Consider the following 15,800-nt stretch of genomic DNA (forward strand, 5'->3'; position numbering starts at 1 on the left):
ATCCGTTAAGGCGATGACATCACCATGCGAGTTATAGTGGTAAAAATACGCGGCGTTTCCTTTTTTCATGGCAAGGAGCTGACCGTTTTCTCCGTATACATACGATTGTACCACATTTCCGTTTGTGTCGGTTTCATACAAGACGTTGAGGCTGTCGCCTTGATAATAGTAGTTGGTCACAACACCATTTACGTTCTTTTGAATGCGGCGGCCGTCTTCGTCGTATTTTGATATAACAAAAAGAGGTTATCCCCGAAACACTGGGATAACCTCTGACCAAGAAACACTTGGAAGCCCTTCTTACGATTTTATCATCGAGTTTAACAAAAAGATCGCTTCCTCTTTTTAAATGATAGGCTTCATCACTAATGTATAAGGTTTTAACTCCTTTTTTAATAAAATCTTATCAATATCTTCGATGTTTGAGGTCGCAAGGAGCACATACGGAGTATTTCCAAGGCTAATTAAAAGTTTTTCATCATTATTGGCTAACATAAGGGCTGTCCCTGCCTCAAAAGTAAAATCTAGCTCATTGGAGTTCGTTTTACAATAGTATGCATCCTCCAAAAAAGTAATAAGCTGAAATCCATTTTGAGATTGCATTTCTTTTATTTGAATAAACTCTAGTTTCTCTTTAGGATTAAACGATTGTAATTTTGGTACTTCTTTTTCCTTTACAATTAAAAGATGGTCAATCTCTGCTTTATAAGCGATTTCCGTTTGTTCCGCCGTCACTACATAAAATTCATGATGATTCACCTGTAATACGACTTGCATGCAGCTAAAAGCTTCCCGATAATCAGGATCCAAATCTGAAGAACTTATGAATACTCTTATATGTTGTGATTGAGAAATACTACGTAAATCATCAAGCTTTGTTTGGATCGGAATAAGGTAATGTGGTACCGATGACAATTGAACCCCTCCTTTTTAAAAATGTATATCCTCATAAACTCCGCCGCGTTTTAAATCTAGATTAATCTTCCATGTTCCGTCTTTTCGCTTTTTATATCGAATTTGATATTTATTGTCAGGGGTATACCTTCTCACAGAATTTCCATCTCTTTTTTGAATGACTTTTTTCCCTTTCGTTAAGTGCCTAAATATACTTTTAGCTACAGCTTTACCACCAGGCAAATCGGTATTAATCCTAGTCCGATGTTTTTTAGGATTTTTACCAAGAAGCCACACAAATTTAAGGCTTTTCCCTGTATGTCTGACAAGTTTTAATTTTCCTCCACCAACCGCGCCAAGAGCCGTTTTTTTAGCGACATACATCCATCCTCTTCCGGTTTTATACGCCTTATACCCATCGTACGCCGCAAACCCAGCGTTAACTACAAACCAGAAGAAGTGCCCATCCGGATCGACCAGCATCACCGGATTGTTGTTCGCATACGTATATCCGTTTTGCGTGAGAATGTCATCCGCATCCCCCGGATCTGGATCCAAGGAAAGGAACACGCCATGCTCTGGGTGGTAGTATCGGGCAATTAAGTAATAGAGACCCGTTTCTTGGTCATATTGGTATCCCGCATATCGGTATGGGTTTTCGTCAGCCAAGACGCCGGATTGGGATAGAATGTTCCCCCACGCATCGTATTGGTAACGGGCCGCGATGTTTCCTTGCTCATCCGTTAAGGCGATGACATCACCATGCGAGTTATAGTGGTAAAAATACGCGGCGTTTCCTTTTTTCATGGCAAGGAGCTGACCGTTTTCTCCGTATATATACGATCTTACTACATTTCCGCTCGCATCGGTTTCATACAGAACGTTTAGGCTATCCCCTTGGTAATGGTAGTTCGTAATGACGCCATTTACATTCTTTTGGATGCGCCGGCCGTCTTCATCATATTTGTACGTCACAAAAGGAGTGCTTTCACCTTTTCTTGTGATGGAGACAAGCTGGTCGGCTTCGTTCCATTCATATTGGTACTCGCCGTCTTCGGTCCGGTTGCCGTTGGCATCATATGTGATCGATTCGTTTCCAAAACGAATGAGCTGATTGGCAGCGTTATAATTGGCATTGGTCGTCGTCGACTGCCCATCTTTCGTTTTCACGATTTGCTTCCGGTTTCCGAATCCGTCATAGGCATACTCGATTTTCGTGCCATCTGGAAGCTGCTCTTCCACTAATTGGTCTAGGGCATCGTAACGGTAGACGGTCGTTTCCCCTGTTGGGGATTCCACTTTCGTCCGGTTGCCGTTTTCATCGTAACGGTACGTTTCCGATAAAATTTCTTTTCCGTCCGCCGTACCGACCGAAATGCTTTCCACGAGGCCGCGGTCATCATACGTAAAGGTCGAACCGGCCCCATTTCCTGTCGTGAAGGTGCGAACGTTTCCTCTCTCGTCATAGTCAAAGCGGTACGTATACGTTCCATCTTGGACGACCTTATTTTGATCCAATGCATTGTATTGGTAATTGATCGTTTGACTAAAGGACCCATGAGAGAACATGAACTGCTGCAATTTATCCGATGTGGTTGGGTACAGCCATTTTTGCAGCCCGCCACGGTCCGACAGTTCCACCAGCCGATTCGCTTTATCAAATGTTCTCGTTTTGGTGGTGCCGTCTTTTAAATATTTAACGGAAAGTTCGTTTCCATTTTTATCATAACTAAATTCGTAATACGGGACGTTGTTGTAGGAAACAGTTTTGACTCTTTCGGCCCCGTCATATGTCCATTGAATCGTGTTTCCTTTCGGCAAAACCGTTTTGATTTTATTTCCGTTGGCATCATATTCATTCGTTGTTACATCATTGAGCGGACCGACGGTTTTCATGAGTTTACCGGTCGCATCATAAGAATAGGCAAATGTTTGAGACTGGCCGCCGCTGGTTCGAATGACTTTTGAAGTCATATTGCCATTTAAGTCATAATCGTAGTTGACGGAAGTACCGTTTGCTAACAACAGCTGTTTTAAGCGATCCGATAAATCATACGTGTACTCTTTCTTGTTTCCTTTCTTATCGTACTCGCTTAACAGGTTTCCTACGGCATCATAATTCTTTTTCGCCACATAGCCTTCTTCATCCACTTCTTCCGTGACATAATTTCCGCTGGCATCATACTTGTTTTTCGTCACCACGTTTCCTTCCATCAACCGGATCGCGTCAAACCATACCGTTCCCGTGTAATTGCCACGGAAGACAGCGGATATGTCGATTTTATCAATTGGCTTGGAAGGTTGAATCGAAACGGCGGCACGGTTCCAATCTTGATTGCCAGTAGGGAAATCGGCGGTATACGTTTGGGTCGTTCCATCCACAAAGTATACTTTAGCCGTAATGGAATAATCGCTTGCGCTCACGGTTCCGTTGGCTTTGACATCCTGCGCTTTGGAAAGACCGGTGAGTGTCAGGCGAATCGGTGTATCACTTGAAGTTTGCCCTACGATCACCGTCTGTTTATATTCACTAGCCGACTGCGTGGTACTTGTTCTCGATACTTTGAGAGAGTAAGCCCCATCAAACGATTCTGCATTATCTACGCTTCCGCCTGTTCCGCTCCAGTTCGTGACGGTTCCTTCAAAGCTGCTATTTACAACTGGGTTGTAGCTGGAAGAAACCTGCGCTTCTTCCAATTGAACATTATCAAACCAGGCTTCTCCGGAAGCATCTGGAGACTTATGATCGACTTCTAAATAGACGCGAATTTTGGCTGCGTTCGAAGGAGTGGTAAACGTGACTTGCCGCTCTGTCCAAGGTCTTGTGCCTGTGAGTTGGCTATAACGATTATCCGCCCAAGAAATCGTTTGATTTTGACTATTCATGAATTGAACATTGAAAAAGGCATTGGCTTTAGTTAAATTCGTTTTGATCTTCCCGCTTAACGTGTACGTGGTATTCGGTTTCACCGCGATTTCTTGGGTAGCCGCTACATAGCCAAATTCTGTGTTAGGCGAAGTAGAATCCGCAATAACTTTTAACGTTTTTCGTCCGGTCAATCCATTATATACATTCGTGTCTTCCTGTAATTGCCCAGTATCATAATGACTGAGCAGATTCCAAGCGGTGATTCCTTGTTCAAAGCCGCTATTAGAGAGTAAATTCGCGGCGCTGCCTAATGTATCGCTTTCTTCAATGATATTCCCATAGGCATCGTACTTCGATACAGAAGACGTTTTTCCCGATTGATCGGTTTCAGATACAGGATTTAAGCCATCGTAGGCAATCGTGGTTGTATCGCCTTCCGTATCTGTCATGGAGATGACATCATTATTTTTGTTATACTCGTATGTTTCCGTACCATAACTATCTTTCGCCGTTAACACATTCCCATTGGCATCATACGTATATGATTCAGTAGGATTCGCTGCATTTTGATCATTCGGATCCCGTGATTCTACTAAATTATTTCCCTCATAAACGTAGCTTGTTGTAATGTTTAAGCCATCTACGTCCTCAATGATTTGAATAGGATTCGCCGCTTCATTAAAGGTATACTGAATTTTACGGCCATTCGGTTGCGTTACGACAAGTTGTCGTTTTGTTTGGTCATAGTTCATCGTATAGATGCGGTTTTCAGGATCAATCGCTTGGCTTAGCCTGTCGCCATTATAAATGAACTGATTAACGACCGGTTTTGCTTCCGTATGCGTCGGTTCCAATACTTTCTCTAACCGACCAAGTGCATTATATTGGTATCTCGTTACTTTCCCGCTCGATTGAGTCACTTTGGTTAATAAATCATTGTCATAATCATACTGGATTACCCGATTCATTGGGTCGGTAATTTTCTGGATTCTGCCGCTTGCGTTATACTCAATACTCAGTTTTCTGCCTGATGCATCGGTAATGGACACTAGCTTTCCGTTAGAATAACTATAGGTAGTGGCATTCCCATGTCCATCCACGATTTTGGTTAACTTGCCATCACTTTTTTGAAAGTGGATTTTCGTTTGATCTTTTGTCGTCAGTATATATTCATCGGCTGTTTCGCTTAACTCCAGGTAAACACCTGTCGGGGCTTTATAAGTTCCATCGGATAATTTCGTGAATATATGGAGCGTGCCATCTTCATCCGTAAATCTTGCTTCATTTCCTTGGGCAACGATGTTCATTTCCGCATCGCTATGCCATCCTTTTCCAAACAATCCAACCGATGTGGATAAACTATTGTAAGTTCTTGTGATTCCAAGCCCCGGTCCTCTTCCGGAAATCGAAACATCGTCTTCGTCTATAATCAGATTACCGGTAGCGGCATTCACGCTGCCATACGGAACATCAATGATGGACCAGTACTCTTCTTTTCCTAAATACTCATTCGCCTCCGGAATTTTCACCGTCAATGCATTGCTGGAAAATACCGTTTCCCCATCCGCATTGTATGCGCTGAGTCGGAACCAGTAACTGGTGCTTGTAGCGTATTTTGTCCCCATTTTCGCATACATTGGGGAAGGATCTTTCGGAAGTTCCAATCCTTGTCCATCATGATGCAACGTTAAGGTACTAGAGTTCCCTTGTTGGATTTCCTCCGGAGTTGGCCAAATTCCTTTGTTTTGTGTCGTCCAATGGTCCACGTCTCCTACATCAAATGCTTCATAGTAAAGTCCATTGAAAATCCACACTTTATACCCTGTCGCTCCAGGAATCTTATCCCAGTTTAACATGACATAGCCAGAGTTGCTCCCCGATTGATTGCTGTAAGCAAATCCAGAAGGCGCTGATGGCACTGGCAAATCTGGAATACTAGGCATATACGCATCCGAAAAGACGGTTTCCCCTTGAGAGTTATAGGCGCTTACTCGAATCCAGTAGTTGGTAGCCGTTGCGTATTTCGTTCCTGCATTGGCATAGACCGGGGACGGGTCAACAGCTAATTCTGTGCCAAGACCATCGTTTAAATGCAACTTATATCTACCTGCATTAATTTCCGTGGAGGTTGGCCAATACTTTTTGTTTTTCGTTGTCCAAGAAGTGACGTTCCCGACATCTAGCGATTCATAGTAGGAACCGTTAAAAATCCAGATTTTATATCCCGTTGCTCCAGGAACTGGATTCCATTTGAAATCGATATATCCTGTTCCGTTTCCGTTCGTGTAACTTACCCCTGTCGGAGCGGATGGTTTCGCCAAATTCGGAATGGTTGGCATGTAGGCACCTGACATGGCGCTTTCGCCTTGAGGGAAAATGGCGCTGACTCGGAACCAGTAGTTCTTGCTATTCGGATAGCTTCCGCCTGAATTTCGATAGACCGGGGAAGGATCGACAGCAAGCTCCGTCCCTAACTGATCTTGGTGCAAGTCGTATCTTCCAGCACTAATTTCAGAAGGGGTCGGCCAGATTTTTTTCCCTTTTGTACTCCAAGAAGTGACATTTCCTACATCAAACGCTTCATACGATTTCCCGTTATAAATCCAAACTTTATAACCCGTAGCACCAGGAACCGGATCCCATGATAAATTGATATATCCTGTGCCATCCCCATTACTGAAGGCCGTTCCTGTCGGCGTATTTGGAACTGGTATCGTATACGTAACGGACAAATATGGTTTATAACTGCTATTCGTGGTGGAGACAACCTTTTTCCAATACGTTTGTCCATTACCATTCGTATGAAGTTTCCATCCGTAATTTGTCTTTGTCCCGGATGCCCATTCTTTTACCGTACTCGTTACATCAAATTGCGCCCATTGGTCTCTTGCGACATCAACCTTGCCAATGTTGGTGGAGGAAGGTTGATTATTCCACGTTAACGTGCTCGCGGACCATGGACCGTTGACAACATCTAGCCATAGACCTGTTGGTGTTGTTGCATAATACGAATGGGTGACATATACATTGAATGTGGCACTCGTCACATTCATATTTTTGATGCTCGATAGATCTTGATTCAAAAAGCCATAGCAAGTACCTGTTGTTCCATCATAATAACCAACTTTCAAAACGTATTGTCCCTGTGCTGAGTCCCACTTACTTGATGAGGAACTATAGTTGGTTGTCGGATATGCGCTCATCACAAATGCATCGGTAGACACATTAATGGAAGTACTCGGATCAATATAAACAGGGTATACACGTTTAGGATCTTTCAGCCATTCCGGATCAGCTTTGACCGTTAAAATATATCCTTGATCAGCCTGTTGTAATTCATACGTTACATTCTCTGAGCGCTGCACTTCACCAGAGCGTTCATCGACATTCGAATCCACCATAAACGGCTTTGGCAGTTCAAAAACCTTTTCATTTTCTTTATTTGTAAATAAAATGGAGCCATCGTCTTGAATGTCTGCATGTAAATCCGTTTTCAGACGGAATTTGAAAATATGATAGCCAGTAAAAGAATGAAGAACTAAATCTTCTTTCGTTGACTCGTTAAATGTGATATTTTGCAAGTCTATACTCGGAAAAATGTTTTTATGAAGAATTTTGTTGTCTTTTTTCGTATAGGTGGCGGTAACATCCTTCGCCTTTATCGGTTGTACGTCATTACCCGATGCTTCTAAAATAGAGTAAGAAATCGAATATCCATTGTAATGGAAAGTGGCGTATTCTCCATCGACCATTTTTTTATAAAAGTTTGTCTCCAAAATGGTATTCTCTGTTTCAACGTAATTCGTATTATTGGTACTATCCGTTAGGCTAGAAGATACTTCCTCAAATAGTTTTTGATTCTTTTTCTTAATATGAATAGGTTCAAAGTAGATCTTCTTGGTAAACGTGCCATCGCCGTTGTCGTACACCTTGGTGTTGGCAGTTCGCCACTCCACGATTTCCCCTGGCTTGAGATGACGTTTCGGGGCTTCCGGCACCTTTGGCGGCCCCTCTTTTGGCGCCACACGGTCAACCCCTGATCGGATCGTTTCGGCAAGTCCCTTTGTCGGGACGCTTGACATCATCAAAGCCCATACGATCATCCAAACCAACCATCGTCGCAAACGAATGTTTCTCATATGCTCTCCTTCCCCATTTCTGTCGCTTTTATTAAAAATTGTATCTTTCCTCCTCCCTGCCATCCATCGTTTTCGACAGACAAAGTTCGACATGGGTTTTCATTTTCTCCAGAAGCTTGTGTGAGTAAAATATTTGTGGGTGAAATGGAGAAAGAATCCTAGACGAAAATTGCAAATGTTTGCTTGTTATGATGATCGTGACCACTAAGCGAAATGCTGTAAATGATCATTTTATTTGAACGCCAAGCTATCCGTTTTTTCTGTGGGGCTGACCCAAAAGCGTCATTCCTCTCAAACGAAATACAACATATTGCGCATGATTCATTGTTTCGTGGCGATATATGGTGATGAGCAAGGGTGTCCCGATCCTTTTGGGACACCCCCATGCTTGGTGGTGAGCGAAACTTGCTCATGAATGTTTTTGATGATTTTTTTCAGAAAGCCCACGAAATGTTGACGACATTAGGCGCTGTCACACTCCGTTTTTCCCCCATGGAATGAAGCTGATGACGAGTGAGGCATCTCCCCGCTTGATCCATGTCCATGACTAAAGCGCGAACCGTTTCGTGGTCCACGCTTCTCTTTCCCTGCTTTTAGTCCCCCCACTCCTCCGGATTCTCCCGCCATTTTCGCAATGTCGCCAGATCATGTTCGCTGACGGCGCCAAGGCGGACGGCCGTTTCGATGAGCGTGTTGTAGTCGGTGAGGGTGTAGGCAGGCAAATTCGCTTCGGCAAACGCCTGTTTCGCTTTTTCGAGCCCATACGTGAAAATGGCGGCGACGCCAAGCACGTCGCAGCCGGCCTCTTTCAAGGCGCGGACGGCCGTAAGCGAGCTGCCGCCCGTCGAGATCAAATCTTCGATGACGACAACGCGCTGGCCCGGTTCGGCTTTTCCTTCGATTTGTTTCCCCTTGCCGTGCGCTTTTGCTTGGCTGCGGACGTAGCACATCGGCAGATCAAGCCGTTCGCTCACCCAGGCAGCGTGCGGGATGCCGGCGGTCGCTGTGCCGGCGATGAGGTCCGCTTCGGGGAAATGGGTGCGGATGAGCTCGGCGAGGCCGTCGGCGATCGTGCGGCGCACGTCGGGGTAAGCGAGCGTCAGGCGGTTGTCGCAATAAATGGGCGATTTCAAGCCCGAGGACCATGTAAACGGTTCGTTCGGCTGCAGGGCGACCGCCCCGATTTCAAGCAATTTGGCGGCGATGTCGTGTTTCATTCTCTCTCTCCTCCGTTCCATTCGTGTTGCAAGCGGTTGTACGCTTCAAGCGGATCCGCGGCGCGGGTGATGCTGCGGCCGACGACGATGTAGTCGGCGCCGAGCTCGCGGGCGAGCCCCGGGGTGACGACGCGCACCTGGTCGTGCGCCGCATCATCGGCAAAGCGGATGCCCGGGCTGACAGCGAGAAACGAGGCGCCGCACCGTTCTTTAATGAGCGCCGCTTCTTTCGCCGAGCAGACAACGCCGTCAAGCCCGCTCTCTTTCGCCAAGGCGGCGTAATGGGCGACCGTGTCCGCAAGCGGGCGGGAAATCCACAGCTCGTCCCGCAACATCCGCTCGTCCGTGCTCGTCAGCTGGGTGACGGCGATGCAGAGCGGCCTCCTCATGCCGCTTGGCGTGCCGGCGTCAAGCCCTTCCAGGGCGGCTTCCATCATGCGCCGGCCGCCGGCGGCGTGGACGTTCACCAAATCGGCGCCGACGCGGGCGAGCCCTTTCATGGCCTTTTTCACGGTATTGGGGATATCATGCAGTTTTAAGTCTAAAAAGACGGCATGTTCTTGTTCTTTTAAAAACGCGACAATGCCTGGCCCTTCCTGATAGTACAGCTCCATGCCGACTTTGACAAACAGCGGCGTTCCCGCAAACGGCCGCAAAAAGGCTTCGACTTCTCGCTTCGACGGAAAATCAAGCGCGACAATGAACGGCGTGTGCACCGGTCTTCCAGCTCCTCCCTATGCATTCGGAAATGTGGCCAATTCCGAGTCCATCCAACAGCGCCGGCAGTTCGGCGATGATCGTCGGGCAGACGAACGGATCGACGAAGTTGGCCGTTCCGACCGCAACCGCGCTCGCGCCGGCGTAGAAAAACTCCAGCACGTCTTCCGCCGACTGCACGCCGCCCATGCCGATGATCGGAATCGACACCGCTTGGCTCACCTCATAAATCATGCGAATGGCGATCGGCTTGACCGCTGGGCCGGATAAGCCGCCGGTGCCGTTGGCCAAAATCGGCCGGCCTGTTTTTATGTCAATGCGCATGCCAACGAGCGTGTTGATCATCGTCAACCCATCGGCGCCCGCTTGTTCAATCGCTTTCGCCATCGCCACGATGTCGGTGACGTTCGGCGACAGCTTCACATAGACCGGCACGGCGGACACTTCTTTGACAAGCCGCGTCAGTTCAGCGGCTACGTCTGGCACGGTGCCGAACGCGATGCCGCCTTTTTTCACGTTCGGGCAGGAAATGTTGAGCTCTAACGCATGGACGTTGGGCGCTTTGGAAATCGCTTCGGCTACCTCGACGTACTCTTCCACCGTCGAGCCGGCGATGTTGGCGATGATCGGCACGTCAAACTGTTCAAGCCACGGCAGTTCTTCTGCGAGCACTTTGTCAAGGCCGGGGTTTTGCAGGCCGATGGCGTTTAACATCCCAGCCGGCGTTTCTGCCACCCGCGGCGTCGGGTTGCCGAAGCGCGGCTCTTTTGTCGTCGCTTTGATCATAATGGCGCCTAACACGCTTAAATCATAAAATTTGGCGTACTCGCGGCCAAACCCGAAACAGCCGGACGCCGGCATGATCGGGTTTTTGAGCGAAAGACCCGGCAGTTCGACCGCCAGCCGGTTCATAACACCACCTCCCCGGCCCGAAACACCGGGCCGTCGCTGCATACTTTTTTATACGCCGTCTCGCTTCCCGGCACATGGCAGACGCAGGCGAAACACGCCCCGACGCCGCAGCCCATCCGCTCTTCCAGCGACAAGTACACCGGCCGGTTCGGAAACCGTTCCGCAAGCGCCCGAAGCATCGGCTTCGGGCCGCAGGCGTATAAGACGTCAAACTCGAGCGAGCGCGCTTCGATCACATCGGTGACGCGCCCGGCTGTTCCATACGAGCCGTCATCGGTGGCGACATACGTCTCGCCGAACGAGGCGAATTCTTGTTCGTAAAAGACCGCCGCTTTCGTTTGAAACCCGAGAACGCTCACCACTTCAACGCCGCGCTTCGTGAGCTGTTTTGCCAGTTCATAGAGCGGCGGGACGCCGATGCCGCCGCCGACTAGCAGCGCCCGGCCGCCCGCCGGCGCGGCCTCGAGCGGAAAGCCGTTGCCGAGCGGGCCGAGCACATCGACCACATCGCCCGGCTGTTTTTGCGTAAGGAGCGCCGTGCCTTTCCCTTCCTGGCGGTAAATGATCGTGCATTGCCCCTGCTTGTGGTCGATATGGCAAAGGCTGAGCGGGCGGCGCAGGAGCGGATCGGCGGATGCGGCCGCTTTCACATGGACGAACTGGCCCGGTTGCTTCATCTCTTGCACGAGGCGGCCTGAAAGCGTCAATTCATACGTCCGCTCGGCGATCAACCGCTGGCTTGCGACCGTCATTCGTTCGCGGCCGATCATGAGCGCACCAGTCCTTCCGTCATCGCCGTTGTCGAGAACGTCATCGATTCGAGCACTTGCAGCATCGCCCGGGCCGTATCGAGCGACGTCAAGCACGGGATGCCGTTTTCGACCGCTTCGCGGCGGATGCGGAAGCCGTCGCTTTCCGGCTGCTTCCCTTTCGTCAGCGTGTTGATGACGACTTGCGCCTTCCCTTGGCGGATGACATCCAAAATGTTCGGCGATGCCGAGTGGATTTTATTGACAACCGTCACCGGAATGCCGGCGGCTTTCAACGTTTCCGCCGTGCCGTTCGTCGCCAACAGCTGGTAGCCGATGTCGGCAAAGCGGCGGGCCAGCTCGACCGCTTCTTCTTTATCTTTGTCAGCCACCGTCAACAGCACCGCTCCGTGCGGCTGGATATGGATGCCCGAGGCGACAAGCCCCTTATAGAGCGCTTTTTCAAACGTCACGTCTTTGCCGATCACTTCGCCGGTCGACTTCATTTCCGGGCCGAGCGAAATGTCGACGTTGCGCAATTTCGCAAACGAGAACACCGGCACTTTCACGTACACGCCAGGGCGCACCGGGCAGACGCCCGTCTCATAGCCCATCTCGGCGAGCTTCGCCCCTAAAATGGCTTTCGTGGCGAGATTCGCCATCGGCACGCCGGTGATTTTGCTTAAAAACGGCACCGTGCGGCTTGAGCGCGGGTTCACTTCCAAGACGTAGACGTCGCTTCCCGAGACGACAAACTGAATGTTCAACAGTCCGACGATGCGCAGCCCGCGCGCCACCCGGATCGTGTAATCCGCGATCTTGTCGATCACTTCCGCGCTTAATGTCTGGGGCGGGTAGACGGCGATCGAGTCGCCGGAATGGACGCCGGCCCGTTCGATATGTTCCATGATCCCGGGGATGACGACCGTCTCGCCGTCAGCGATGGCGTCGACTTCGACTTCCTTGCCGGTGATGTAGCGGTCGACAAGCACCGGGTGCTGCGGATTGACGCGCACGGCGTGTTCCATGTAATGAAGCAGCTCGCCGCGATTGTACACAATTTCCATCGCCCGGCCGCCGAGCACGTACGAAGGGCGGACGAGCACCGGATAGCCGATCTCCTCAGCGATGGCGACCGCTTCTTCGACCGAAACGGCTGTTTTGCCGGCCGGCTTCGGAATGCCGAGCTCCGAGAGCGCCTGTTCAAATTTATCGCGGTCTTCGGCGCGGTCCAAATCTTCAAGCGTCGTCCCGAGCAAGCGGACGCCGCGCGCCGCTAACTCCGCCGCCAAGTTGATCGCCGTTTGCCCGCCGAACTGGACGATGACGCCGACGGGTTGCTCGAGATCGATGACATGCATCACATCTTCGGCGGTCAACGGTTCGAAATACAGTTTGTCCGACGTGCTGAAGTCGGTCGAGACCGTTTCCGGGTTGTTGTTGATGATGATCGCCTCATAGCCGGCCTGCTTAATGGCCCAGACGCAATGGACGGTCGCGTAGTCAAATTCGATCCCTTGGCCGATGCGGATCGGGCCGGAGCCAAGAACGACCACGCTCGGTTTCTTCGTGACGATTGATTCGTTTTCTTCTTCGTACGTGCTATAGTAGTATGGCGTTTCCGACGTGAATTCGGCCGCACACGTATCGACCATTTTGTACACCGGCATGATGCCTTGTTGGCGGCGCAGCGCGTAAATATCGCGCTCCGTTTGCCCCCATAGCGCCGCCACGGCCGCATCCGAGAACCCAAGCGCTTTCGCTTTCGTTAACACGTCAAGGTCGCCCGGGTGGTTTTTCAAGACCGTTTCCATCTCAATAATGTTTTGAATCTTATGCAGGAAAAAGCGGTCGATTTGGCTCCATTCATGCAGCGTCTCAACCGTCACCCCGCGGCGGAGCGCCTCGGCGATGTAAAAGAGCCGTTCATCGCCCGCCTTGCGGATCCGTTTTTCCATCACGTCGTCGTCGGCGGCGCTCGCTTCTTTCAATTCGAGATGGTGGAGGCCAATTTCGAGCGAACGAACGGCTTTTAACAGCGATTCTTCGAACGTCCGGCCGATCGCCATCACTTCGCCGGTCGCTTTCATTTGCGTGCCCAACCAGCGGTTCGCCGATTCAAATTTGTCAAACGGAAAGCGCGGAATTTTCGTCACGACATAATCGAGCGCCGGCTCGAAGCAGGCGTACGTTTTCCCGGTGACCGGGTTGATCATTTCGTCAAGCGTCAGCCCGACAGCGATTTTCGCCGCCAGTTTCGCGATCGGATACCCCGTCGCTTTTGACGCCAGCGCCGATGAGCGGCTGACGCGCGGGTTCACTTCAATGACGTAATAGCGGAAGCTGTCCGGGTCAAGCGCGAGCTGGACGTTGCAGCCGCCTTCGATGCCAAGCGCGCGGATGATTTTCAAGGATGCGTTGCGCAACAGCTGGTATTCGCGGTCGCTTAACGTCTGGCTCGGGGCGACGACGATCGAGTCACCCGTATGAATGCCGACCGGGTCGATGTTTTCCATGTTGCAGACGACGATGGCGTTGTCGTTGGCGTCGCGCATCACTTCGTATTCAATCTCCTTGTAGCCGGCGATGCTCCGCTCAAGCAGGCATTGGTGCACCGGGCTCATCTTCAAGCCGGTCGAGACGATTTCAATCAATTCTTCTTCGTTCGTGCAAATACCGCCGCCCGTGCCGCCGAGCGTGAACGCCGGGCGGACGATGACCGGATAGCCGATTTGTTCGACAAATGCGTATGCCTCTTCCAAGCTGTGAATAATCGCGCTTTCCGGCACCGGCTCGCCAAGCTCGTTCATGAGGGCGCGGAACTGTTCGCGGTCTTCCGCTTTTTCGATCGCTTCAAGCTTCGTGCCGAGAATTTCGACGCCGCACTCGTCCAACACGCCCGCTTTCGCCAGTTCCACCGCCAAGTTGAGGCCGGTCTGGCCGCCAAGCGTCGGCAAAATCGCGTCCGGCCGCTCTTTGCGGATAATGCGGGCGACAAAGTCGAGCGTCAGCGGCTCCATATACACTTTATCGGCGATTTCCGTATCGGTCATGATCGTCGCCGGATTCGAGTTCACAAGAATGACTTTGTATCCTTCTTCTTTTAGAGCGAGGCACGCTTGCGTCCCCGCGTAGTCGAACTCGGCCGCCTGGCCGATGACGATCGGCCCCGAGCCGATGACTAAAATCGTTTCAATGTCGCGGCGTTTAGGCATGGATGACTTCCCCTTTCTTGTTGAACTCGCGGATGAGCGCCAAAAACTCGTCAAACAGCGGATTTGCATCTTCCGGCCCCGGTGAGGCTTCCGGATGGTATTGCACCGTAAACGCTGGGACATCGCGATGGCGAAGCCCTTCCACGGTGCCGTCATTCAAAGCGACATGCGTCACCTCAAGGCGGGTGCCGGAAAGCGATTCATGGGTGACCGTATAGCCGTGGTTTTGCGACGTAATGGCGACTTTGCCGGTGCGCAAATCTTTCACCGGATGGTTCGAGCCGCGATGGCCGAATTTCATTTTCTCCGTATTCGCGCCGCACGCCAAGGCGAACAGCTGATGGCCGAGGCAGATGCCAAAGAGCGGCACTTTGCCAAGGATTCCCCGGATCATCTCGATCGCTTCCGGCACGTCTTTCGGGTCGCCGGGTCCATTTGAGAGCATGACTCCGTCCGGATGCCAGCTGAGCACGTCTTCGGCGGTGGCGTTGTACGGCAAGACGATGACATCACAATTTCGCTTGTTCAATTCGCGCAAAATCCCATGTTTCATCCCGAAATCAATCAACACGATGCGCTCGCCGCGCCCCGGGCTCGGGTAGGCGCTTTTCGTCGAGACGCGCCGCACTTGGTCGCGCGGCCACTCCATCGCCCGCAGCTTGGCCGCCGCTTCCGCCGGATCGACATCCAACCCGCAAATCATCCCTTTTAACGTCCCGTGCTGGCGAATGATGCGCGTCAATTTGCGCGTATCGATGCCGGAAAGGCCCGGAATGTCTTTTTCTTTCAAATACTCATCCAACGTCAGCTCCCCGCGCCAGTTGGACGGCGTCACGCACGCTTCTTTGACGATGAATCCGTGCACATACGGGCGAATCGCCTCAAAGTCGTCGCGGTTGATGCCGTAGTTGCCGATCAACGGATACGTCATCGTCACGATTTGCCCGCAATACGACGGGTCAGTCAAAATTTCTTGGTAGCCGGTCATGCCGGTGTTAAAGACGACTTCCCCGGTCGTCTCTTTCAAGCTGCCAAACGCGTCCCCGACAAAAAACGAACCATCTTCCAAAATAAGCTGCCGTTTCATG

At 50.6% G+C, this 15,800-nt stretch carries 8 protein-coding genes and 1 pseudogene; all 9 read right to left on the reverse strand.

Translation table 11 applies throughout. The annotated features are described in order from the left end of the window. Positions 1-240 (reverse strand): annotated as a pseudogene (locus GJ1_RS18865) (RHS repeat domain-containing protein); the annotation flags it as partial. Positions 241-345: 105 nt separating this feature from the next. Then, positions 346-915: a hypothetical protein gene (locus GJ1_RS12245; RefSeq protein WP_044731768.1), complete on the reverse strand. Its 570-nt coding sequence runs from the start codon at positions 913-915 to the stop codon at positions 346-348. A gap of 15 nt (positions 916-930) precedes the next feature. Further along, a complete protein-coding gene (locus tag GJ1_RS12250) occupies positions 931-7,539 on the reverse strand; it encodes a DNRLRE domain-containing protein (RefSeq protein ID WP_465253943.1) in 6,609 nt (2,202 codons plus the stop codon). 956 nt (positions 7,540-8,495) lie between these two features. Then, positions 8,496-9,119, reverse strand: a complete 624-nt coding sequence (gene pyrE / locus GJ1_RS12255) for an orotate phosphoribosyltransferase (protein ID WP_066232810.1) — start codon at positions 9,117-9,119, stop codon at positions 8,496-8,498. Next, complete coding sequence (gene pyrF / locus GJ1_RS12260) at positions 9,116-9,835, reverse strand: orotidine-5'-phosphate decarboxylase (RefSeq protein ID WP_066232812.1); 720 nt, start codon at positions 9,833-9,835, stop codon at positions 9,116-9,118. The genes pyrE and pyrF overlap by 4 nt, the downstream gene beginning before the upstream one ends. Further along, positions 9,807-10,748, reverse strand: a complete 942-nt coding sequence (locus GJ1_RS12265) for a dihydroorotate dehydrogenase (RefSeq protein WP_066232814.1) — start codon at positions 10,746-10,748, stop codon at positions 9,807-9,809. The genes pyrF and GJ1_RS12265 overlap by 29 nt, the downstream gene beginning before the upstream one ends. Further along, positions 10,745-11,518 (reverse strand): dihydroorotate dehydrogenase electron transfer subunit, encoded by a 774-nt coding sequence (locus GJ1_RS12270; RefSeq protein WP_066232816.1) that lies wholly within the window; start codon positions 11,516-11,518, stop codon positions 10,745-10,747. The genes GJ1_RS12265 and GJ1_RS12270 overlap by 4 nt, the downstream gene beginning before the upstream one ends. Further along, on the reverse strand, positions 11,515-14,712 hold the full coding sequence (carB, locus tag GJ1_RS12275) for a carbamoyl-phosphate synthase large subunit (protein ID WP_066232818.1): 3,198 nt from the start codon (positions 14,710-14,712) through the stop codon (positions 11,515-11,517). Before carB ends, GJ1_RS12270 begins: the two co-directional genes overlap by 4 nt. After that, positions 14,705-15,799: a carbamoyl phosphate synthase small subunit gene (locus GJ1_RS12280; RefSeq protein ID WP_066232820.1), complete on the reverse strand. Its 1,095-nt coding sequence runs from the start codon at positions 15,797-15,799 to the stop codon at positions 14,705-14,707. Before GJ1_RS12280 ends, carB begins: the two co-directional genes overlap by 8 nt. Between the last annotated feature and the right edge of the window lies 1 nt (position 15,800).

It is taken from the genome of Geobacillus jurassicus NBRC 107829, assembly GCF_001544315.1.
Taxonomy (GTDB): domain Bacteria; phylum Bacillota; class Bacilli; order Bacillales; family Anoxybacillaceae; genus Geobacillus; species Geobacillus jurassicus.

Bases quoted from the DNA above. Each gene is read 5' to 3' on its own strand.
- pyrE (WP_066232810.1), bottom strand. From the start codon at position 9,119: ATGAAACACGACATCGCCGCCAAATTGCTTGAAATCGGGGCGGTCGCC.
- GJ1_RS12265 (WP_066232814.1), bottom strand. From the start codon at position 10,748: ATGAACCGGCTGGCGGTCGAACTGCCGGGTCTTTCGCTCAAAAACCCG.
- GJ1_RS12270 (WP_066232816.1), bottom strand. From the start codon at position 11,518: ATGATCGGCCGCGAACGAATGACGGTCGCAAGCCAGCGGTTGATCGCC.
- carB (WP_066232818.1), bottom strand. From the start codon at position 14,712: ATGCCTAAACGCCGCGACATTGAAACGATTTTAGTCATCGGCTCGGGG.
- GJ1_RS12280 (WP_066232820.1), bottom strand. From the start codon at position 15,799: ATGAAACGGCAGCTTATTTTGGAAGATGGTTCGTTTTTTGTCGGGGAC.